General features: G+C 42.8%; 18 protein-coding genes. 10 read left to right on the top strand and 8 right to left on the bottom strand.

The window, feature by feature from the left end:
- The first annotated feature begins 11 nt into the window (after positions 1-11).
- From pheT to lpxM, 3 genes are all read left to right on the top strand, one after another.
- Positions 12-2,399, top strand: a complete 2,388-nt coding sequence (pheT, locus tag IEY18_RS14395; protein ID WP_188922058.1) for a phenylalanine--tRNA ligase subunit beta — start codon at positions 12-14, stop codon at positions 2,397-2,399.
- 3 nt (positions 2,400-2,402) lie between these two features.
- A complete protein-coding gene (gene ihfA / locus IEY18_RS14390; RefSeq protein WP_188922056.1) occupies positions 2,403-2,699 on the top strand; it encodes an integration host factor subunit alpha in 297 nt (98 codons plus the stop codon).
- A 101-nt stretch (positions 2,700-2,800) separates the two neighbouring features.
- Positions 2,801-3,766, top strand: coding sequence for a lauroyl-Kdo(2)-lipid IV(A) myristoyltransferase (lpxM, locus tag IEY18_RS14385; RefSeq protein WP_188922054.1), 966 nt, complete (start codon positions 2,801-2,803; stop codon positions 3,764-3,766).
- A gap of 31 nt (positions 3,767-3,797) precedes the next feature.
- Here the strand turns inward: lpxM and IEY18_RS14380 are convergent, their stop codons facing one another.
- Positions 3,798-4,679 carry a LysR substrate-binding domain-containing protein gene (locus IEY18_RS14380; RefSeq protein ID WP_188922052.1) on the bottom strand — a complete coding sequence of 294 codons (882 nt, stop codon included), beginning with the start codon at positions 4,677-4,679 and terminating at the stop codon, positions 3,798-3,800.
- Between the two features lie 118 nt (positions 4,680-4,797).
- Here IEY18_RS14380 and IEY18_RS14375 point away from each other — a divergent pair, with 118 nt between their 5' ends.
- On the top strand, positions 4,798-5,937 hold the full coding sequence (locus IEY18_RS14375; protein WP_188922051.1) for an S-(hydroxymethyl)glutathione dehydrogenase/class III alcohol dehydrogenase: 1,140 nt from the start codon (positions 4,798-4,800) through the stop codon (positions 5,935-5,937).
- Positions 5,938-5,947: 10 nt separating this feature from the next.
- On the top strand, positions 5,948-6,799 hold the full coding sequence (gene fghA, locus IEY18_RS14370; protein WP_283103796.1) for an S-formylglutathione hydrolase: 852 nt from the start codon (positions 5,948-5,950) through the stop codon (positions 6,797-6,799).
- An 87-nt stretch (positions 6,800-6,886) separates the two neighbouring features.
- Here the strand turns inward: fghA and IEY18_RS14365 are convergent, their stop codons facing one another.
- The 3 genes from IEY18_RS14365 to ppsR all read right to left on the bottom strand — a co-directional run bounded on the left by IEY18_RS14365 (position 6,887) and on the right by ppsR (position 10,181).
- Positions 6,887-7,552, bottom strand: coding sequence for a response regulator transcription factor (locus IEY18_RS14365; RefSeq protein ID WP_188922049.1), 666 nt, complete (start codon positions 7,550-7,552; stop codon positions 6,887-6,889).
- 562 nt (positions 7,553-8,114) lie between these two features.
- Positions 8,115-9,182 carry a 3-deoxy-7-phosphoheptulonate synthase gene (locus IEY18_RS14360; RefSeq protein ID WP_188922047.1) on the bottom strand — a complete coding sequence of 356 codons (1,068 nt, stop codon included), beginning with the start codon at positions 9,180-9,182 and terminating at the stop codon, positions 8,115-8,117.
- Between the two features lie 186 nt (positions 9,183-9,368).
- Positions 9,369-10,181, bottom strand: a complete 813-nt coding sequence (gene ppsR, locus IEY18_RS14355) for a posphoenolpyruvate synthetase regulatory kinase/phosphorylase PpsR (protein ID WP_188922045.1) — start codon at positions 10,179-10,181, stop codon at positions 9,369-9,371.
- Positions 10,182-10,307: 126 nt separating this feature from the next.
- Here ppsR and ppsA point away from each other — a divergent pair, with 126 nt between their 5' ends.
- The 4 genes from ppsA to IEY18_RS14335 all read left to right on the top strand — a co-directional run bounded on the left by ppsA (position 10,308) and on the right by IEY18_RS14335 (position 17,051).
- On the top strand, positions 10,308-12,677 hold the full coding sequence (gene ppsA / locus IEY18_RS14350) for a phosphoenolpyruvate synthase (RefSeq protein WP_188922026.1): 2,370 nt from the start codon (positions 10,308-10,310) through the stop codon (positions 12,675-12,677).
- Between the two features lie 98 nt (positions 12,678-12,775).
- The gene (gene ydiJ / locus IEY18_RS14345; RefSeq protein ID WP_188922024.1) at positions 12,776-15,811 is read left to right on the top strand and encodes a D-2-hydroxyglutarate dehydrogenase YdiJ; all 3,036 of its coding nucleotides are present in this window, start codon (positions 12,776-12,778) and stop codon (positions 15,809-15,811) included.
- Positions 15,812-16,065: 254 nt separating this feature from the next.
- Entirely contained in the window at positions 16,066-16,518 is a 453-nt protein-coding gene (locus IEY18_RS14340; protein WP_188922022.1) for a DUF1285 domain-containing protein, read from the top strand.
- 116 nt (positions 16,519-16,634) lie between these two features.
- A complete protein-coding gene (locus IEY18_RS14335) occupies positions 16,635-17,051 on the top strand; it encodes a MarR family winged helix-turn-helix transcriptional regulator (protein WP_188922020.1) in 417 nt (138 codons plus the stop codon).
- Between the two features lie 180 nt (positions 17,052-17,231).
- Here IEY18_RS14335 and IEY18_RS14330 read toward each other — a convergent pair whose 3' ends face one another.
- The gene (locus IEY18_RS14330; RefSeq protein WP_188922018.1) at positions 17,232-17,579 is read right to left on the bottom strand and encodes a hypothetical protein; all 348 of its coding nucleotides are present in this window, start codon (positions 17,577-17,579) and stop codon (positions 17,232-17,234) included.
- A 154-nt stretch (positions 17,580-17,733) separates the two neighbouring features.
- Positions 17,734-18,768, bottom strand: coding sequence for a Glu/Leu/Phe/Val dehydrogenase dimerization domain-containing protein (locus IEY18_RS14325; protein WP_188922016.1), 1,035 nt, complete (start codon positions 18,766-18,768; stop codon positions 17,734-17,736).
- A gap of 261 nt (positions 18,769-19,029) precedes the next feature.
- On the opposite strand from IEY18_RS14325, the gene IEY18_RS14320 reads away from it, so the two are divergent.
- A complete protein-coding gene (locus IEY18_RS14320) occupies positions 19,030-19,467 on the top strand; it encodes a DUF4826 family protein (RefSeq protein ID WP_188922014.1) in 438 nt (145 codons plus the stop codon).
- Positions 19,468-19,585: 118 nt separating this feature from the next.
- On the opposite strand, the gene IEY18_RS14315 is transcribed toward IEY18_RS14320, so the two are convergent.
- Both IEY18_RS14315 and purB read right to left on the bottom strand, forming a co-directional pair.
- The gene (locus IEY18_RS14315) at positions 19,586-20,734 is read right to left on the bottom strand and encodes a ribosomal protein uL16 3-hydroxylase (RefSeq protein WP_188922012.1); all 1,149 of its coding nucleotides are present in this window, start codon (positions 20,732-20,734) and stop codon (positions 19,586-19,588) included.
- A 70-nt stretch (positions 20,735-20,804) separates the two neighbouring features.
- Positions 20,805-22,175: an adenylosuccinate lyase gene (gene purB / locus IEY18_RS14310; protein WP_188922010.1), complete on the bottom strand. Its 1,371-nt coding sequence runs from the start codon at positions 22,173-22,175 to the stop codon at positions 20,805-20,807.
- Positions 22,176-22,177 lie beyond the last annotated feature (2 nt).

Below are 22,177 nucleotides of genomic sequence, written 5' to 3'. Positions count from 1 at the left end.
GCAGTATAGAAATGAAATTTAGCGAATCTTGGCTCCGAGAGTGGGTCAACCCAAGTATTAGTCGTGACGAACTATCTCACCAAGTCACCATGGCTGGTTTAGAAGTGGATGGTATCGACCCAGTAGCCGGAGAGTTTTCTGGTGTTATTGTCGGTGAAGTGGTGGAGTGTGGCCAACACCCTGATGCAGATAAACTACGCGTTACCAAAATTTCCGTGGGTCAAAACGAATTGATTGATATCGTTTGTGGCGCACCAAATTGCCGTCAAGGGATTAAAGTTGCGGTCGCAATGGTCGGTGCCGTATTGCCGGGCGATTTCAAAATTAAAAAAGCCAAACTTCGTGGCCAGCCTTCAATGGGGATGTTGTGCTCATTTGGTGAACTCGGTATTGATGTCGAAAGTGACGGCATCATTGAGTTACCGGCAGATGCACCATTAGGTAAAGACGTTCGTGAATATTTAGATCTTGAAGATGCCATTATAGACGTAGATTTAACCGCAAACAGAGCAGACTGTCTTGGTATGGCCGGTTTAGCCCGTGAAGTGGGTGTGCTGAATCGAATCGAGGTGGTAGAGCCAACTTGGGATACGGTAGCAGTAACGACAGACGCAAAAGTTGCGATTAGCATTGAAGCGCCTGAAGCTTGTGGTCGTTATTTAGGTCGCGTTGTCAAAAACGTGAATGTCAAAGCGGAAACACCACTTTGGATGCAAGAAAAGCTGCGCCGTAGCGGAATCCGTTCAATAGATCCGATCGTTGATATTACTAACTATGTTTTGGTTGAGTATGGCCAACCCATGCATGCATTTGATTTAGCGAAGATTGATGGTGATATTCACGTTCGTCTAGGCGATGGTCAAGAAAAGCTAACCTTGCTTGATGGGAATGAAATCAAGGTTCCTGCGGATACACTGCTAATTACTGATGATAAAGCACCACTTGCTTTAGCGGGTGTTTTTGGTGGTGAGTCATCAGGGGTGAACTCGGAAACTCAAGATATTTTACTTGAATGTGCATTCTTTGCGCCATTGGCCATTATGGGTAAAGCACGCCGATTGGGATTGCATACCGATGCTTCACATCGTTTTGAACGTGGCGTTGATCCCGAGTTGCAGCACAAGGTGATGGAACGTGCGAGCCGTCTTGTATTAGATATTTGTGGTGGTGAAGCCGGTGAAGTGATAGAGGCGAAATCCGATGCGCATTTGCCTAAGGCGGCAACAATCACGTTACGCCGTAGCAAGTTGGATAAACTTCTCGGGCATGTGATTAGCGATGCGGATGTCGTCGAAATTCTAGAGCGTCTGGGCTTTACGGTTGTCGTACAAAACGATGGTTGGACTGTGACAACAGCAACTTATCGATTTGATATGGCCATCGAAGAGGATCTGATTGAAGAAGTTGCACGCATTTATGGTTACAACAATATCCCAAATGTTGCGCCAGTTGCCGCATTGAAGATGTCTGACCATAAAGAAGCTGATATTGACCTCAAGAAAGTACGTCGTCTCCTTGTTGCACGCGGCTTTCAAGAAGCCGTGACTTATAGTTTTGTTGATCCTAAGTTACAAGACAAAGTTCACCCTGGTGCTCAAGCCATGGTGCTACCGAATCCTATTTCTGTAGAAATGTCGGCGATGCGCTTGTCAATGTTTACAGGCTTGTTAGGTGCCGTTGGCTATAACCAAAGCCGTCAGCAAGGACGAGTTCGTTTATTCGAAACGGGTCTTCGGTTTGTACCAGATGAGCAAGCTGAATCAGGTGTACGCCAAGAAGCAATGCTGAGTGCTGTTATCGCTGGCAACCAAAACGATGAACATTGGTCTATGGAGTCAAATACCGTAGATTTTTATGATCTCAAAGGTGACTTAGAGGCCATCATCGGCTTGACTGTTTCTGAGCAAGAATTTAGCTTCAGATCCGCACAGCATTCTGCACTTCATCCGGGGCAAACTGCTGAAATATTAAGAAATGGTCAAGTGATCGGTGTTATCGGAACCCTCCATCCGAGCCTTGAGAAACCTTTTGGACTCAATGGGAAAACAATTATTTTTGAGCTTGAATTGGCTGCTTTGCTACAGGCCAATTTGCCGCTAGCCCAGACTGTATCTAAGTTCCCGGCTAATCGTCGCGATATTGCTGTTGTAGTTGATGAGTCAATTGCTGCAAGCGATGTGATGAATTTGATAAGAAAAGTTGGCGAAAATCAGTTGGTTGGCTTAAACTTGTTCGATGTATACCAAGGTAAAGGTGTTGAGTCAGGCAAAAAGAGTTTGGCGATAGCACTTACGTTACAAGACAACACTCGTACGCTTGAAGAAAAAGAGATAGCTGAGATGGTTGATTCAGTGGTTTCTGCTCTCAAGTCCGAGTTCAACGCATTGTTGAGGGATTAAAGTATGGCACTTACCAAAGCCGAAATGGCAGAGCATCTTTTTGAAACGCTTGGCATTAACAAGCGCGTAGCGAAAGAGATGGTAGAGTCGTTTTTCGAAGAAATTCGTACAGCACTCGAAAGTGGTGAGCAGGTCAAATTATCTGGCTTTGGCAATTTTGACCTCAGGGATAAGAATCAAAGACCGGGAAGGAACCCAAAAACAGGCGAGGACATTCCTATTTCAGCTCGTCGTGTGGTGACATTCCGTCCCGGACAAAAGTTGAAGAGTCGTGTAGAAACGGCGAACGCGGATAAATAACCGCGGGAATGTATCTTTGAAAGCCACTCATTTATGAGTGGCTTTTCCTCTCTATTAGAGCTTGAACCCTACCATTTTCTGTCAAGAACAGAGGTTTCCCCTTGGCAACGTCTAAAAACTATTTTGAAAATCGATTTACTTTTGATCTTTTGCATCCGAAGTACATTGGGACTTGGCTGCAAATTTTATTTCTGTTTGTTCTAGGTTTATTGCCTGCTTTTATCCGTGATCCAATGGTGAAACGATTGGCTAAAATCGTCATGTTGTTGGCAAAGCGACAAATTTCAGTAGCCCGAGTCAACTTAAAATGTTGTTTCCCTCAATATTCTGAACAGCAGATCGAAGAATTATTATATAAAAATGTACAGTCATTTTTGATGACTCTGCTTGCACAAGGTGAATTGATCTTTGGCACTGAAGCGTTGATCAAGAAGCGGGTCAAGCTGCATGGGGAAGCCCATATCAACGCTGCACGAGCCAAGGGTAAGCCAATCATCTTTATCCTGCCCCATGTTTGGCCAATAGAATACGTTGGCTTACGTTTGAATCTAGAGCTTCCTATGGTTGCAATGGCGAAAGCACATCGTAATGGCTTGTTTAACTGGTTTGGTGTGAGAACCCGTAATCTCTTTGGTGCAAAAGTGTATAAACGAGAGGCTGGCATTCGAGCATTGGTCAAAGAGCTACGTCAAGATCGCAGTTTTTTTTATCTGCCCGATGAAGATCTAGGTCGCGAGAATAGTGTCTTTGTCGACTTCTTTGCAACACAGAAAGCAACATTGCCCGTGGTTGGTCGCTTAGCAAGTGCTGGCAACGCCGAAATACTGCCAGTACAGGTGGGTTATTGTGAACAACGCCATCAGTTTCAAGTGACTGTTCTAGAGCCGATGGATACGACTCATATGGCGTCAAAACAAGCAGAAGCTCTGGCGCTTAATGAAGTTGTTGAACAAGTCATTCAAGCATTTCCAGAGCAGTATATGTGGTTTTTGAAAATCCTAAGAACACGTCCTGAAGGCGAACCTTCTATTTACCCAAAACGAGTGCGCAAGCCCAAGAGCCGCTAAGTTAAACTCAAGCACACTTGAGGGCTTTGCGTTATGTCGCGCCATTTAGGTTGTGCTGCAAATGCTCGACCAGTCGGCGCACTTTGGCGGAAAGGTGGCGTGTATGCGGATAAACTGCCCAAATGTTTTCTGGTGTGGCTCGAAAAGGAGCCAAAACCTCAACCAGTTGACCGTTAGCAATATCATCTCCAACGTAATAGTCTGGTAGCTGTACCACGCCCAACCCCTTTAATGCTGCATCCCTCAATACTCTTCCCGAATTACAGCTATGCTTACTTTTTATGGTATAGCTTAGTTTTTTGCCATGCTCGTTTTTAAAGTGCCATTGTGGATGTGTACCTGCAAGGCAATCATGGGCGCTTAATTCATGTATTGTCTCAGGTATCCCAAACTGATGAATATACGCTGCAGATGCGCAGGTATAGTTTGTTCTTGTACTAATAGCCTTTGCGATATGCGTCGAGTCAGCAAGTTGCCCAATTCGAATGGCTAGGTCAAAACCGCCTTCAACAATATCGAGCTGCTTATTGGTTAAGATCGTTTGTACATTTACGTCAGGGTAACATTCTAAGAAGTCATGAACTTTGGGAAGGATAAATTGCTCACCATAAGCCACTGGGGCTGTGAGTTTTATTGTACCCTGTGGCGTATCTTGAAGATTACCAAGAGCGCGTTCAGCTTCTTCTAAACTGGTAATGATTTGCTGGCAGTGCTGTAAGTATATTTGTCCTTCATTTGTGAGTGAAACTTTACGTGTTGTTCTGTACAGAAGTTTGGTACCGAGCCGCCGCTCTAAAGCATTAATTTGGCGGCTAACTTGTGCTGTTGAGATGTCTAACTTTTGCGCTGCGACTGTGAAGCTTTGCTGCTGCGCCACATGAACAAATTCATACACACCTTGCCACAAATACATTGTTACTGTCTCGTAAAAATTAATTTCAATTTAGCTAGATTATCATTCGTGTAGAAATAAATAAAATAGCTCTATATTAAAATTGTGAAAATAAATGATTGAGTGTGGAGAAAAAGAAATGACTGATAAGTTTATTAAATCAAAAGCGGCTGTAGCTTGGGGAGCGGGTCAACCACTCGTTATGGAAGAAGTGGATGTAATGTTACCTAGAAAGGGTGAAGTTTTGGTGAAGATCATTGCTTCAGGTGTTTGTCATACCGATGCCTTTACGTTATCTGGAGATGATCCCGAAGGCGTTTTTCCAGCTATTTTAGGCCATGAAGGAGGCGGAATTGTCGAGATGGTCGGTGAAGGTGTAACAAGTGTCGCCGTTGGTGACCACGTGATCCCGTTGTACACACCGGAGTGCGGTGAATGTAAATTTTGCTTATCTGGAAAAACCAACTTATGTCAGAAGATCCGTGAAACCCAGGGGCAAGGGTTAATGCCGGATGGAACGACGCGTTTTTATAAAGACGGTGAGCCAATATTCCATTACATGGGGTGCTCGACTTTTTCTGAGTACACAGTGCTCCCTGAAATATCTTTGGCCAAGGTGAATCCGGATGCACCTTTAGAAGAAGTTTGTTTATTAGGATGCGGTGTAACTACTGGGATGGGTGCAGTGATGAATACGGCAAAAGTTGAGGCGGGGGCAACAGTTGCCATATTCGGTATGGGTGGGATCGGTTTATCAGCAGTCATTGGTTCGGTAATGGCTGGTGCAAGTCGAATTATAGCAATCGATATCAATGAGTCGAAGTTTGATCTAGCAACCAAACTTGGCGCTACAGATTGTATTAATCCTAAGCATTACGAACGTCCGATTCAGGAAGTCATTGTGGAACTGACGGATGGCGGCGTTGATTACTCTTTCGAGTGCATTGGAAATGTAGATATCATGCGTTCAGCATTAGAGTGTTGTCATAAAGGTTGGGGAGAATCTGTGATAATCGGTGTCGCAGGGGCTGGACAAGAAATTTCTACCCGTCCATTTCAACTGGTCACTGGTCGCGTATGGAAAGGTTCTGCATTTGGTGGTGTCAAAGGGCGTTCAGAATTGCCTGAAATTGTTGAGCGTTACTTGGACGGAGAGTTTAAACTTGATGATTTCATTACGCATACCATGCCACTAGAAGAAATAAATCACGCATTTGCATTGATGCATGAAGGTAAAAGTATCCGCAGTGTCATTCATTTTGATTCATCGGATCAATAAGGAGCAATTCATGTTGCAGCAGATAAGTAAAAATAAGGTATTTAACGGGTGGCATGCGCAGTACAGCCATGAATCTACAAGCCTTGCATGTAACATGCGTTTTGCAATTTATTTGCCGCCACAAGCCGAGCATCGACCGGTTCCTGTTTTGTATTGGTTATCGGGTTTGACCTGTACTGATGAAAACTTTATGCAAAAAGCGGGGGCGCAGCGAGTTGCTGCTGAACTGGGTATTGCCATTGTTGCTCCCGATACCAGTCCACGGGGAGAAGAGGTCGCAGATGATCCTGATGGCAACTATGATCTAGGACTTGGGGCCGGCTTTTATGTCAATGCAACTGAAGCACCTTGGGCACAACACTATCAGATGTATGACTACGTCAGCAAAGAGCTTCCTCATCTGATTGAGTGTCAGTTCAATGTGTCAGATGTCAAGTCTATCTCTGGTCATTCCATGGGGGGACACGGTGCGCTGATATGTGCACTCAAAAATCCGATGCAATATCGTTCAGTGAGTGCGTTTAGTCCTATTGTAAACCCTACTAATTGCCCTTGGGGGAGCAAAGCATTGACTGCGTACTTAGGTGATAATCGTGCGGCATGGTTGGTTTATGATGCTTGCGAATTGATGCATAACGTAACAACCTCTGTGCCGATGTTAGTCGATCAAGGACAGGCCGATAATTTCCTCGAAGAGCAATTGTTAACGTCTAATTTACTTGAGGTTGTGGAAGCGAAAAATTATCCAGCACAGATAAGGATGCAAGCTGGCTATGATCATAGCTACTATTTCATTGCGACGTTTATTGAAGAGCATCTGCGCTTTCATGCCAAGTACTTGCGCGAATCAGCGTCGAAGTGAGAATACCCGATAGCGACTGACTGTCCGAACAAAAAAAGCCATCATTGATGATGGCTTTTTATTTCTCTATCTTAATGGACATTCAAATCAATTAAGCTCTACTTTTTCCATTTCTAGTTGTTGCAAAGAAATCACTGCTTGTGTTCGGTTACGCACCCCAAGTTTTCTAAATATAGCGGTAGCATGCGCTTTAATTGTTGCTTCAGAGACATTGAGATCGTAGGCAATCTGTTTGTTTAATAAACCTTCAGCGAATAACTGTAGTACTTTGTATTGTTGTGGAGTCAGTTCCGAGAGCTTACTCGCCATTTGATCGGTACCGTTTTCTTCATTGACTTCGATCAGTTCAATGCCTTCTGGCAGCCAAATATCACCATATAACACACTGGTTAAGGCTTCGGCGAGCACTTCCATTGAGGCGGATTTAGGAATAAAGCCGGCACTGCCATAGTGGACTGCGCGAGAAATGGTGTTGACATCTTCGTGTGCAGAAATCACGACCACAGGAAGCTCAGGAAAATGCGAGCGTAAATGAATTAATGTTGAATAGCCATGGCTTCCCGGCATCTGTAAATCCAACAGAACCAGATCGTAACTCTTACTACTGTCTTCTAGTAACTGCTGCAGTGCGTCCGCACTGTCTGCTTCAAACCAGTGTGTGCTCGACAAAGCATTCGTGAGGGCTTGTCGCAAGGCGTTACGAAACAAAGGATGATCATCGGCAATTATAATATTTAGATTTTCTAGCTTCATGGCTTCTTTTGTTTATTTAGGTGGCACTTGAAGGTATCTCAATGTAACAGAAAATGTGGGATTGATCCTATTCTTTATTCATTTTGCTATACAATTTTATTATATGTTTCCTTGTGTTAGACCAAAGTCTAATAAGAGGTAAGTTTGTGCTTCACATAAACATTCCCTAATTTATTGAGTCGGTGGGTCTGTTGTCATACGTAAGAATGAGTCTGTTATTGTGATTAGTCATGCGCTTTTCTTGCCTAAATATATGTATGCGCTGTGTCTACATCAAAAAAGAGTGTGTATGAAAGGCATTTCTCACACTGCTGGTACTCGTCATTATTTTGGTTGTTGTGTGCTTACCGAATAGAATTGCTTCAGTTGCCGCTTCAGTGCTAGAAACGGTCAAAGTTCACAGTGAATATATTCACGCTTTAGTAGGGAGAAGGATCGTTTTTGAAAATCCACTTTAGCGATGCTTTTCATTAATGATCATAGTTAGCAGGGTCATGATTTGTGCTACTTGAAAGGCAATAAAAAAGGCCCTTGATGGGCCTTTGTTGATATAAAGATGGAGTTAACCTTTAGCAAGCTGTGTCATGCGTGCTCTAGATGCGCAGGCGAGCTTGCGAAGCAGGGTTTCTGAGTCTTGCCAATGTAAGCAGCTATCTGTGATGCTCTGCCCAAACGTCAGTGGCTGGTTTGGTTCTACTTTCTGGTTACCCTCTTCAATGAAGCTTTCAGCCATAATGCCTGCAATTGCCGTAGACCCTTTTTCGAGTTGTCCCATAATATCATCAGCGACGTTGAGCTGATTCTTATGTTTTTTCTGGCTATTGCCATGACTAAAATCAACAACCATACGCTCAGAAATACCTGCATCTTCAAGCTTCTGACGAGTTGACTCAATATCATCCGCAGAGTAGTTGGGTTGGTTACCGCCTCGTAAAATGATATGGCCAAATGGATTACCATGTGTGCGGTAAACTGCCATCGCACCATCTTTATCTGGCGAATAGAAAATGTGCGGAACTTTGGCTGCTCGTACGGCATCTACAGCAATTTTGATATTCCCGTCGGTACCATTTTTAAAGCCGACAGGGCAAGAAAGTGCGGAAGCCATTTCACGGTGGACCTGGCTTTCCGTTGTGCGAGCGCCAATTGCACCCCAAGTAATCAAATCAGCGATGTATTGGCCGTTCACCATATCAAGAAACTCAGTCGCGATAGGCAGTTTTAGCTCCGTGATTTGTTGTAATAGATGACGCGCTTTACGTAAACCTTTATTTGGGCTAAAGCTGCCATCTAGATCTGGATCTGAGATTAAACCTTTCCAGCCTACAATCGTTCGTGGCTTTTCAAAATAAACTCGCATAAGTATACACAGGTCATCTTTCAGCTCTTGATGGAGCTTGGCAAGGCGCTGCGCATATTCTAGTGCTGCGTCAGTGTCGTGGATTGAGCAAGGGCCAATAATAACCAGCAAACGCTGATCTTCGCCTGATAAGATTGCTTCAACTTCGCGGCGTTGCTGTACGAGGTAGTCTGCTGCGTCTTGGGTTAGAGGATACTCAGATGCAAGTTGTGCAGGAGAGATGACTTTACATAATAAAGAAGTGCGTAATTCGTCTGTTTTAATGGTCATTCATGTTACCGAGCATTCGTGTGGAGCGTTCGTCCATAATTGGCACGGATTATAACCAATCCCAGAGTCTTGCACAGTGCCTATATGTATCTTTTATAGGCAACGGTGCAATTTATTTTTGATTTGTTATAAAAATTGTCTGACTTGCTCGTGAATTGTAACATTTTGCTGTCACTTTATTACAAGTTAGAACATATGACGCTCTAGACCTGTCATATCGAGAATTTTTGTTGAAATTTCTTCAACTGAATGGTTGGTGGTATTCACAAAAGGAATGCGCTCTTTTTTGTAGAGCATTTCAACTTCTTTAACTTCTAAACGACATTGTCTGAGGGAACTATAGCGGCTATTTTCAAGTCTGCTTTGACGTATTTCATGAAGCCGATTCGGATCAATGGTAAGGCCAAAAAGCTTACTTTTATTGCGTTTTAAAACTTCTGGTAATTTGAGGTTATCCATATCATCTTCCGTGAATGGATAGTTGGCTGCTTTGATGCCAAATTGCATTGAAAGATAAAGACTTGATGGCGTTTTACCGCAACGCGAAACGCCGAGCAAAATGATGTCTGCTTTATCCATGTGCTTCATGGTTTGGCCGTCATCATTATCCATTGCATAATTAATCGCATCGATACGTGCTTCATAGGTATGATTTGCTTTACCGTGGGTTCGATGTATTACGGGTGATGCTTTTATACCCAGTTGTTGTTCGAGTGGCGAAACAAAGGTATTCAAAAAGTCATAATCGACACCTTCGGAACTGTAAATAATTTCACGTATCTCTGGTTTTATGATGGAGTGAAACACAATTGGACGTATTCCTGTCGTAATAAAACTATCATTGATCTGCTTGATTACTGATTTTGCTTTCGCTGTGGTTTCAACAAATGGAATCGTAAGTGCTTCAAATTCTACTGGAAATTGCGATAGTACTGCATGGCCAAATACTTCTGCGGTAATGGCTGTTCCATCAGAGATGTAGAATACTTTCTGTGTCATAAAGACCTCATGTGGTAATAAAATTACAAACAAAATTATAGATTTACGCGTACTGCCATGAAGTGTAAAATGCCGTTGCCCTCGTGTGAAGGGGCTAATGAATAAAAAACCTTCGGAGATAGAACTGTGCAATCATACGTACTCTGGTATCAAGAATTAGGCATGGGCGATGTAAACCTAGTTGGCGGTAAAAATGCCTCGCTTGGTGAGATGATTAGTAATCTTGCTAATGCAGGTGTTCAAGTACCTGGCGGCTTCGCAACGACCTCTCATGCGTTCAATGAGTTTCTAGAACAAAGTGGAGTGAACCAGAAGATTTATGACATCTTAGACACCTTGGATGTTGATGATGTGAATGCACTGGCAAAAGTAGGTGCTCAAATTAGACAATGGGTAATTGATACTCCATTTCAGCCGGAACTTGAGCAAGCCATTCGTGAGTCATACGAAAAGCTAGCCTCTGAAACCCAAGACGCTTCATTCGCTGTTCGTTCATCAGCGACTGCAGAAGATATGCCTGATGCTTCTTTCGCGGGTCAGCAAGAGACTTTCCTAAACGTTAAGGGGTTCGAGTCTGTCTTGGTCGCAATTAAGCATGTATATGCTTCACTGTTTAATGACCGTGCAATTTCATACCGTGTTCACCAAGGTTATGACCACCGTGGTGTGGCTCTATCTGCCGGTATCCAGCGTATGGTTCGCTCTGATAAAGCTTCTTCTGGTGTCATGTTCACCATGGATACTGAATCAGGCAATAACGACGTTGTATTTATTACTTCATCATTTGGTCTTGGTGAAATGGTTGTACAGGGTGCAGTGAACCCAGACGAATTTTATGTACACAAGCCAATGTTAGCTGAAGGCAATCAATCGGTTGTTCGTCGCAACATTGGTAGTAAGCTTATCCAGATGGTGTACTCTGATGATGAGAGCCATGGTAAGCAAGTTAAGATTGAAGATGTTGATGCAGCGACTCGTCGTGAATTCTCTATCAATGACGACGAAGTCATGGAGCTTGCAAAACAAGCTGTCATTATTGAAAAGCACTACGGTCGTCCAATGGATATTGAGTGGGCGAAGGATGGTAATGATGGCAAGCTGTACATTGTACAGGCTCGTCCAGAAACTGTTCGTTCACGTGAAGATGTTCAATTAATCGAACGCTATAACTTAAAAACTCGTGGTGAGATTTTAAGTGAAGGTCGTGCGATTGGTCACAAGGTTGGAACAGGTGTTGCGAAGGTTCTTGCATCAATTGATGATATGGATCAAATCCAACCAGGTGATGTACTCGTTACAGATATGACTGACCCAGATTGGGAACCAATCATGAAACGCGCTAGCGCGATTGTAACGAATCGTGGTGGCCGTACTTGTCACGCTGCAATTATTGCTCGTGAGCTAGGTGTCCCAGCGGTTGTTGGTTGTGGTGATGTAACAGACCTAGTAAAAACCGGACAAACTGTAACCGTTTCATGTGCTGAAGGTGATACAGGTTTTATCTATGATGGCGAGCAAGAGTTTGAAGTGATTTCATCTCGCGTCGATTCTATGCCTGAATTGCCAATGAAGATTACCATGAACGTTGGTAACCCAGATCGTGCATTTGATTTTGCACGCCTTCCGAACGAAGGGGTTGGTCTAGCCCGTCTTGAGTTCATTATCAACCGTATGATTGGTATTCACCCGAAAGCTCTACTTGAGTTCAATCAACAAGATGCAGAGCTTCAAGAAGAAATCAATGAGATGATTGCTGGCTATGATTCTCCGGTTGAGTATTATGTCGCTCGTCTTGTTGAAGGTATCGCAACTATTGGTTCTGCTTTCTATCCGAAGAAAGTGATTGTTCGTATGTCTGACTTTAAGTCTAATGAATATGCGAACCTAGTTGGTGGTGACCGCTACGAGCCAGAAGAAGAAAACCCAATGCTGGGCTTCCGTGGTGCTAGCCGTTATATCTCAGAGTCTTTCCGTGATTGTTTTGCGCTAGAATGTGAAGCCATTAAGCGTGTTCGCGGTGAGATGGGTCTGAAGAACGTTGAGATTATGATCCCATTCGTTCGTACTCTTGATGAAGCAGCGCAAGTGATTGAGCTGTTAAAAGAGCAAGGCCTAGAGCGAGGCAAAGATGGTTTACGCGTGATCATGATGTGTGAGCTGCCATCAAATGCATTGCTTGCAGACCAATTCCTTGAGCATTTTGACGGTTTCTCGATTGGTTCTAACGATTTGACCCAGCTTACATTAGGCTTAGATCGTGACTCAGGAATCATTAGCCATTTGTTCGATGAGCGAAACGAAGCTGTGAAAGCACTTCTTTCTTTAGCCATTCAGGCGGCTAAGAAGAAGGGAGCTTATGTTGGTATTTGTGGTCAAGGACCTTCAGATCACCCAGATTTTGCTGCTTGGTTAGTTGAACAAGGCATTGACACGGTTTCACTTAACCCTGATACAGTCATTGACACATGGCTATATTTAGGTAAAGAACATGCATAATTAAGCATCAAAATTGTCATGTTGAGATAGAAGCCGCTTTTTAGCGGCTTTTTTGTGTTTATAATGACGTCATATTTAAAAGGGAATAGAAAATATCCATGTTACCGACATTATCTCATCAGCATACTTTAGAACCTGTTTATCTTTCATTTTTAGATGCACTCGCGACTAGTGGTTTTAGCGGTGACATCGACAAGCGATATAGCGCACGCCTCTCCCAGGCCACTGATAACTCCATTTATCAGTTTTTGCCGCAAGCAGTGCTTTATCCAAAATCCACAAAAGACGTGCAAATCATGTTGCAGCTGGCTGCAAAGCGTGAGTTTGTTAAAGTGACTTTTTGTGCGCGTGGCGGAGGTACTGGCACTAATGGTCAAGCATTGACACACGGCTTGATTGTTGACGTGTCGCGCTTTATGACCCGCGTGCTAGAAGTTAATGTAGAAGAAGGCTGGGTGCGCGTCGAAGCCGGCGTGATTAAAGATCAGCTCAATGACGCACTGCGACCTCACGGCTACTTCTTTAGTCCTGATTTATCGACCTCTAATCGGGCCACGATTGGCGGGATGATTAATACTGATGCTTCAGGGGCCGGCTCGCTGGTTTATGGCAAAACCTCTGATCACGTGCTTGAAATGTCTAGTGTGCTCATTGATGGCAGTATTTTGGAAAGCCAAGTAAAGACTGCCGAATCTTTGAAAAATACAAAAGTTTCTTCAAATCCGTTCGCTGAACGTATTTATCAAGAAGTTTCAAAAGTATGTAAAGATAAACGAGCGCTTATTGAAACTCGTTTTCCGAAGTTAAACCGCTTTCTCACGGGTTACGATTTAAAAAATGTTTGGAGTGACGATCTAAAAGAGTTTGACCTTTCAAGAATTATTTCTGGTTCTGAGGGGACACTTGCGTTCGTGACTGAAGCAAAGCTAAACATTACGAAGCTGCCTAGTCAGCGCATGATGGTCAATATTAAGTATGATTCTTTCGAATCAGCTTTGCGGCATGCGCCATCTTTAGTTGCTGCGAATGCCACTGTTGTAGAAACTGTAGATTCTAAAGTGCTTAACCTTGCCAAAAGCGACATTATTTGGCATTCAGTCTCTGACCAAATTACTGAAGTTCCAGGCCATTCTATTGAAGGGCTAAATATGGTTGAGTTTGCGGGTGAGATTGATGAAGTTAAAGCAAAAGTGGCATCGCTAGAAAAAGTTCTTTCTAAACAAATTAAGAAACAACAAGCCGGTGTACTTGGTTATCAGGTGACTGCAGATAAACAGAGTATCAATCGTATTTACGGAATGCGTAAAAAAGCGGTAGGGCTATTGGGCGCAGCTAAAGGCCAACGTAAACCAATTGCATTTGCGGAAGATACAGCAGTCCCACCAGAAAAACTTGCAGACTTTATTATGGAGTTTCGAGCGTTACTCGATAGCCACGAGTTGCAATATGGTATGTTTGGTCACGTTGACGCGGGCGTTTTACATGTTCGACCAGCCCTAGACATGTGCGATCCTAATGATGAAAAACTCTTGAAAGTCGTTTCTGATCAAGTTGCAGCATTAACTCGAAAATATGGCGGCTTAATGTGGGGCGAACACGGTAAAGGCGTTCGGGGTGAATATGGTCCAGATGTATTCGGTGATGAGCTATATGGTGTGCTTCAAGACGTCAAAGCATTGTTTGATCCCCATAACCGTTTAAATCCAGGAAAATTGGTCGCGCCAAAAACGGCTGGTGACTTAATTTATAATGTTGACTCTATTAAGCGTGGAACCTTTGACCGAGAAATTCCGTTGAAAGTTCGAGAAGCATTCCCTGATGTGATGGATTGTAATGGTAATGGTCTGTGTTTTAACTACAGTCCTTATTCCCCAATGTGTCCGTCTTTCAAAGTGACTGATGACCGCGTTCAGTCGCCTAAAGGCCGAGCCGGTCTTGTGCGTGAATGGTTACGCTTATTGGAAGCAGAAGGAATCGATGTCAACGAGTTAGCAAAAGCTAAACCAGTCAGCATGCTACAACGTGCGCAGAATAGTTTTAAAGCCAAGTCTGAGTACGATTATTCCCATGAAGTCATGGAGTCCATGAAGGGTTGTCTTGCTTGTAAAGCTTGTGTTGGGCAGTGCCCAGTAAAAGTTGATGTTCCTAAGTTTAGAGCGGAGTTCTTTAACCTTTATTACAAGCGCTATATGCGTCCGGCTAAAGATTACCTCGTTGGTACGATTGAAGACTCTGTACAAGTGATGGCGAAGATCCCAAGAATCACCAATTTCGCTTCGCAAAACCCAGTAAGCCAATGGGTGATTAAGAAAGCGCTGGGTTACATTGATGCGCCAGCTTTGTCTGTACCGACCTTGAGTCAGCGTTTGGAAGGGCATTCGTGCTGTGACTATGATTTAGATGCGTTAAAGCGGATCCCAGACGCCGATAAACATCAATATGTATTAGTGGTGCAAGATCCGTTCAACACATATTATGATTCTGGTTTGGTTTATCGAACCATACAGCTCATTGAAAAGCTAGGATTTAAACCCGTTTTGTTACCATTTAAACCTAATGGTAAAGCCATGCATATCAAAGGTTTCTTAGATAAGTTTGCGAAAACTGCGCAATCGGCGTCTGACTTTTTAAATCAAGTCTTCGCGCTGGGGATGCCGATGATAGGGATTGATCCTGCAATGGTGCTTTGTTATCGCGATGAATATAAACATGCGCTTGGCGATAAACGTGGTGATTTTGAAGTGAAATTGGCCAATGAATGGCTACTTGAAATCTTTGAACAACTGCCAACCCGTGAACCGTTAGGTGTGACTTATACATGGGTAAGCCATTGCACCGAATCAACGGCAAAACCAAGTACCCCTAAAGATTGGCAAACAATCTTTGCGCGCTTAGGCGCTGAATTAAATACAGTTAGTTTAGGTTGCTGTGGCATGGCTGGAACCTATGGCCATGAAACCGCAAACATTGAAAATTCTAAAGCCTTATTTGATATGTCATGGAAGAAAGGGTTAGAGAACTATTCACCAGATAAAGTATTGGTTTCTGGTTACTCGTGTCGGAGTCAAATGAAGCGATTTGGTGGCTATCGACCAAAACATCCGCTTGAAGCTATTCTTGAGTTGGTAAAGTAGCACCGTAGATGATGAATGAAGAGCCGTTTCGATGATCGAAGCGGCTTTTTTATGCGTATGAATAAATGTTAATCATGGTATCTGTTTTAATTACGAAAAGTGCTTATGAATGAGTAGTATAGCTTGTTGTTCTTACAATCCGGGTAAAGCTGTTTACGTACCTTTGGTGAGACATTGACTAAAGAATCAGTATATACTGATATAACATCAGAACTGATTTATGAAGTTCATAGGACGTTGAAGTTGGGGGATGTATGTTGAATAAGGAACAAGAAAAACATGATGCGCCTGAATCAGCACTTCATAATTTAATTCAAGGGACACCACTTTGTTCTGAAGTGCCGCTGTTTAAGATCGATAATCAGGGGCATTGGCGCTACCTCAATAGCCCGCTCCCAGCAAAATTTTCAAAGCTATTTAGTACTATTTTGCATCGAGTGGATGACGAGTATTTCTTAATTACTCCAGTAGAGAAACTAAAAGTCGAAGTCGCTGACTCGGTGTTTACGGTTGTTGACTACGATAAGCGACAAAATGGCAATTTTGAAGTAACTACAAGTATCGGCACCAAATTTTCTATTGCTGATCTAAGTTGCTTTGAATTAAGTGACGATCGCATCAAAGTGTTTACGGAGAGAGAGTTGCCCGCAATTCTTGGCAGGGCTTGTTATTATCGTTTTATTGATGAGTTTGTTCATATTGATTAACTGATTGTATTTCAATGATTTTACAATATTATTTGATTTTACTTGAGAGTTTAACTCGCAGCATTCTTGATAACTGGTAAAATTGTAGTATGCATCATGGTCATAGGAGGTGTGATTTGAAACGTTATGAAAGCCTCGGATATTTGGTATCTCATTTGAATATCGAGTTACAAAACGAACTCGATCAGCAATTAAAGCGCTATGGTTTAGATATTAAATTGTGGCCAGTTCTTTTTGCACTTTGGCAAGAAGAAGGCGTTACGCAGACTGAATTATCCAAACGGTGTGACGTAGCAAATTACACCATGACCCGTTTGCTTGATCTATTGCAAGTACAGGGCTTAATCACTCGATTTCAAGAACCTGAAAACAGGCGCGCATTTCAAATTTTTCTAACTGATGATGGTAAAGCATTAGAGCAAGACTTAATTCGTGAAGCGGAGAGAGTCAACGAACATTACCTATCAAGGTTAGAGACTGATGAACAAAAGCAGTTTATGGCGTTGATTAATAAGATAAATAAGCCCGACTAATCGTTTGTTCTAGAACAGATTAACATTGAATTGGCACTATAATGGACGCAACTAAAACCAGATATTCTGATATTAGATGTTGATGAGATTAGTTATTTTGCATTGTATTTCAGCTTTTTTACCTAGCAAGCAAACCCATTCCGTATAAAAATATAACAATCCGTAATAAACTTCGCTTGCTTAAGCAAGCCAGTATAGCAATGCGGTCGCCATACTCGCAGATACCAACAGTGAATTATAAAAATATTTCTGACTTTGCATTAGATTGCGCTTGCCTTGCTTTAAGCTGGCGACCAGTTGGTTTTGTTTGTAGATTCTGCAAACTAACTGGTCTGTTTGAGGGCAAATGAGTAATTTAAAACTACAAGGAAGGCCATTGTTTAACTGGATTTTGTGTTCACTTCTTCTTCTGAAATTCAGCTTCTTTGAAACCATCTCACCATTCACAAATACGCGTTCAAGACCGTTCCAGTTACTAGCCTGAAGCTCCACAAGGTCTTGATTTAGTCCATATTTAAAGCTGACCATAACGCCGTCCTGTGCAAGTAAGATAGTATTAAGTGAAGCAGAGGATTGCGATGAATTCCAGTGAAGAATATGAAAAATTTGTTAGGTTGCAGCGTCGTCTTGATATGTAAGGAAAATAAGATGCCACGATAAAGTCTACCGTGGCATTTTCTATTTATTGTGCAGCAGACTCGATGATGGCTTGCGCCATTTCATCTGCAATCTCACCGGTAGGTCGGCTCTGTTCTTCAGCCTGCTGGAAGATTTTTAGCAAGGTATCGTAGATTTGATTAACTTTTGCTGTGGACTGTGCTTCATCATAATGGTCATCAAATGAAACATTGATGATGCCGCCAGCGTTGATGACATAATCTGGTGCATATAAAATGCCCATATCCGTTAACTGTTGTCCATGCTGGGGCTCTGCCAATTGGTTGTTGGCACAACCAGCAACAATACTCGCTTTAAGCAGTGGTAGGGTTGTATCGTTAATTGTTGCACCTAAGGCACAAGGTGCATAGACGTCAACATCCTGCGTGTATATATCTTGCGGTGCAACAACCGTCGCGCCAAATTCAGCAGCAACTCGGTCTAGTGATGCTTGATGAATATCGGTAACGATGAGCTCTGCTCCAGCTTGGTGGAGTTGTTTACAGAGATAATATCCAACGTGACCAACACCTTGGACTGATATTTTTAGACCTGCAAGACTATCTAAGCCTCGTTGATGCTTTACGGCGGCCTTGATCCCAAGAAATGTTCCCAGAGCCGTGAATGGAGAAGGATCGCCACTTTTCCCCTCAAGGCCTGCCATATATGGAGTTTCTTGATGGGCAATCATAATATCTGCCGTGGTGGTACCGACATCTTCTGCTGAATAGTAGCGTCCACCAAGGCTATCAATAAACCGACCAAAAGCTCTGAACAGTGCTTCTCGATCTTTAGTTTTGGGATCTGCAATAATTACTGACTTGCCACCACCCATTTTTAATCCGGCTAGTGCATTTTTATAAGTCATTCCTTTGGAAAGTCTGAGCACATCATTTAGTGCTTCATCATCAGACTGGTAATTCCACATTCGACAACCGCCCACTGCCGGGCCCAAATTTGTGTTGTGAATGGCAATAATGGCCTTGAGGCCACTTTCCTTATCATGACAGAATACAACCTGTTCATGTTGGTCAAAAGATACATGATTAAATACAGCCACGTGATACTCTCCGCCGTGCAATGATTTGTGGGTTAATGCCAGATCTACAACCCACTTATTAGGATAATTATTGCAGAACGATAGCATTTAGCGATACTCTCGACAAAGCACTAATTCGGAATTTTTGTGATCTGTGTGGCAATTTAGCTTTCCACTTTACGTTAACGTAAAGTTGTAAAAGTAAATTGAATGTTGAAACTAAAAAATAGTTTGGTTTAAATAAATAATAGTTATTAAATAACAATAAGATAGGAAAAAAGCATGACAGAGCAAGCGGTTGAACAAGCTCAAGAAGTAGAACAAAAACGTCAAGCATGGGTCCGAGAGCATTTTCAGAAAGCAAATCGATTTTTAGCAGAAAAAGGTGTGATCCCTGAAAAAGTGATTATGGAAGAATCTCGCTTTCTTGCACCTTTTGTTGCCATTTGGAAGCTAGAATCAAAGCAACCAAAGAAACAAACCTATTGGGTCATGTCGGGTGATTTACCTTCCGACTTTGTTGAAGCAAGTGTGGCACCTAATGCACGTGAAGCCTTACGGCACTTTTCAATGATGTGGCAAATGAAGGCTGAAAATTTAAAGCAGAGTGGCGTGACAAGTGATCCAACACAAGCGCAATTTGCAGCATTATTGATTTCTCGAGCCGAAAGTCTATATAAGCTATATAACGACGAGAAAATGTGGGGACGACTTTCATAGGTTTATTGTTGTTTTTGCATATGAAAAAACCAGCATTTGCTGGTTTTTCTATTTTTATAATTGAGCTGTTTTATGAGATTTGCTTAGGTGCACAACAGCACAAACTAATATGCAAAACCTAGTATTCATCACTTAGATATAAATAACCGTTGTTTATCAGCTGTAGAATAAGCGTGATAGTTTGTGGCGATTGACATAACTCTAACGCTCGAAATGAGGAAAAAGAAAACTCGTAGCTTAGTGATTGAGTGTTCGATTCAGGTATTCCTTCGGTTGAGTAACATTCGCCATTTACAAATAGTCGACTTTCAGCATCTTGCTCTAACCAAATGATTTTCACACCACCAGTTCGGTGTAGACTTGCACCATCTGATAGTTCACGAATTAGCTCATTTTCGTCAATACGGTGACCGGTTTCGATGTTGAGCTCAAAGCGGTTTTGACTGAGTATTTGTCCGAGTATTTGCAGATATTGCGTTTTGTCATTGGCGAGCGAAGTCAGTAGGCATAGTAACTCTTGTTGTTGAACGGCTGAAACCCCACCGCCTGATAAAGGCTCTGAAGAAGATTCGTAGCGAAGCTGGCCTAGATTATTATCCAGATAATAGTCAGCAAACTCATTGAGTAGTTCTTGTTGACTCGGCGCTCGAAAGCCAACGGAATAGCTTATTGCTGTTTCTATTGTTTGGCCTCGATGGGGAAACCCAGGTGGGATGTATAAAATGTCTCCAGGTTCAAGCACCTCATCAATCATGGGTTCAAAATCTTCAATCAAGGGTGTATCTGAGCGGCTGCCTCGGGCTGGGTAGACGCCTTTCTCGCCAACTTGCCAGCGACGAAGCCCCTGTCCTTGAATGATAAATACATCATAATTATCGATATGCGGTCCAACACCACCAAATGGGGTAGCAAATGAAACCATTAGGTCATCGAAACGCCAGTCTGGAATAAATCGAAATGCTTGAACGAGTTGGTTCGCATCAGGGTGCCAATGGTTAACCGCTTGAACGAGCAATTGCCAATGAGTTTCACCAAATTCTTGATAGTCAGTAAAGGGACCTTGAATGACTTGCCATTCTTCTCTTTGCTTATCTGCCTGCTCGGTAATTACTATGCGAGAGGAAATGTCCTCTTCCATTGCAAGGCCTGCCAACTCGTTGGCATCGATGAAGTCTTCAAAGTTAGTAAACCCCTGCTTTAAAACGATAGGGCGTTTTTGCCAGTGCTGACGAAGAAAAGCTTGAATATCAAAGTTAGGTGTATACATAGCAATAAAAAAGGCAGTGAATAAAACAATGACTTGCTTTATTCCTGCCTTAAACCTTTAAGTTAGAAAATTACTTGAGTTCGTCAACAAAAGACTCTGCGCGGCCAATATAGTTGGCAGGTGTCATCTTCTTCAGCTCGGCTTTAGCCGCATCAGGCATTTCAAGAGAGTCAATAAATACTGCAAGTTGTTCTGCATCTATGCGTTTGCCGCGGGTTAACTCTTTTAGTTTTTCATATGGTTTTTCAATGCCATAACGACGCATTACTGTCTGTACAGGCTCGGCAAGAACTTCCCAGTTTTGGTCGAGCTCTTCTCGAAGTTTCGTTTCGTTTACTTCAAGTTTACCGATCCCTTTCAGCGTAGCTTGGTAGGCAATTAAGGAGTGAGCCATACCAACGCCTAGATTTCTCAAAACTGTGGAGTCGGTTAAATCGCGTTGCCATCTCGAAACTGGTAATTTGGCTGCGAGATGCTGCATTAGCGCATTGGCAATACCCAAGTTACCTTCAGAGTTTTCAAAATCGATAGGATTGACTTTATGAGGCATGGTTGAAGAACCAATTTCGCCAGCAACCGTCTTTTGCTTGAAGTGACCCAGTGCAATATAGCCCCAAATATCACGGTCAAAATCGATAAGAATCGTATTGAAACGCGCGAGAGCATCAAATAATTCAGCAATGTAATCATGGGGTTCAATTTGAGTCGTGTATGGGTTCCAATTTAAACCGAGGCTGGTTACAAAGCGCTGTGATAGTGAATGCCAGTCAACTTCTGGGTACGCTGAAAGGTGTGCATTGTAATTGCCGACAGCACCGTTAATTTTTCCCATAATCTCTACGGCTTGAACCTGCTTGAGCTGGCGCTCAAGACGGACCGCAACGTTAGCCATTTCTTTACCAAGTGTCGACGGTGAAGCTGGCTGCCCGTGAGTTCTCGACATGAGCGGCACACTGCGGTATTCCGTTGCGAGTGCTTTGATGGCATCAACCAGTTTTTGGCAATAAGGTACCACAACCTGATCGCGGGCTTCTGCTAACATCAAGCCGTGAGAAAGATTATTGATATCTTCTGAAGTACATGCGAAGTGTACAAATTCATCAACAGCTACGAGTTCGCTATTGTCCGCAATTTTTTCTTTAATGAAATATTCGACGGCTTTTACATCGTGATTGGTGGTGCTTTCAATTGTTTTGACGCGCTGGGCATCTTGCTCACTGAAGTTATTCTTGATGCTATCGAGCAGAGTTAAAGCCGACTCACTAAATGGCGGAACCTCTTCAATTTCAGGGCAGCTAGAAAGTAGTTTTAACCAATTAATCTCGACTTGAACTCGATACTTAGTGAGACCGAACTCGCTGAAGATCCCTCTTAATGAGGCGGTTTTACTACCATAACGACCGTCTACAGGAGAGATAGCAGTTAGTGCGGAAAGATCCATTA

Source organism: Shewanella gelidii (genome assembly GCF_014647855.1).
GTDB classification, from domain to species: Bacteria; Pseudomonadota; Gammaproteobacteria; order Enterobacterales; family Shewanellaceae; genus Shewanella; species Shewanella gelidii.
Note: the sequence above shows the minus strand (reverse complement) of the source record. Positions and strands in the feature narration are given on the sequence as shown.

Coding starts and splice junctions, on each gene's coding strand:
- pheT (WP_188922058.1), top strand. CDS start 12: ATGAAATTTAGCGAATCTTGGCTCCGAGAGTGGGTCAACCCAAGTATT.
- ihfA (WP_188922056.1), top strand. CDS start 2,403: ATGGCACTTACCAAAGCCGAAATGGCAGAGCATCTTTTTGAAACGCTT.
- IEY18_RS14380 (WP_188922052.1), bottom strand. CDS start 4,679: ATGTATTTGTGGCAAGGTGTGTATGAATTTGTTCATGTGGCGCAGCAG.
- IEY18_RS14375 (WP_188922051.1), top strand. CDS start 4,798: ATGACTGATAAGTTTATTAAATCAAAAGCGGCTGTAGCTTGGGGAGCG.
- fghA (WP_283103796.1), top strand. CDS start 5,948: ATGTTGCAGCAGATAAGTAAAAATAAGGTATTTAACGGGTGGCATGCG.
- IEY18_RS14365 (WP_188922049.1), bottom strand. CDS start 7,552: ATGAAGCTAGAAAATCTAAATATTATAATTGCCGATGATCATCCTTTG.
- IEY18_RS14360 (WP_188922047.1), bottom strand. CDS start 9,182: ATGACCATTAAAACAGACGAATTACGCACTTCTTTATTATGTAAAGTC.
- ppsR (WP_188922045.1), bottom strand. CDS start 10,181: ATGACACAGAAAGTATTCTACATCTCTGATGGAACAGCCATTACCGCA.
- ydiJ (WP_188922024.1), top strand. CDS start 12,776: ATGTTACCGACATTATCTCATCAGCATACTTTAGAACCTGTTTATCTT.
- IEY18_RS14340 (WP_188922022.1), top strand. CDS start 16,066: ATGTTGAATAAGGAACAAGAAAAACATGATGCGCCTGAATCAGCACTT.
- IEY18_RS14330 (WP_188922018.1), bottom strand. CDS start 17,579: ATGGTCAGCTTTAAATATGGACTAAATCAAGACCTTGTGGAGCTTCAG.
- IEY18_RS14320 (WP_188922014.1), top strand. CDS start 19,030: ATGACAGAGCAAGCGGTTGAACAAGCTCAAGAAGTAGAACAAAAACGT.
- IEY18_RS14315 (WP_188922012.1), bottom strand. CDS start 20,734: ATGTATACACCTAACTTTGATATTCAAGCTTTTCTTCGTCAGCACTGG.
- purB (WP_188922010.1), bottom strand. CDS start 22,175: ATGGATCTTTCCGCACTAACTGCTATCTCTCCTGTAGACGGTCGTTAT.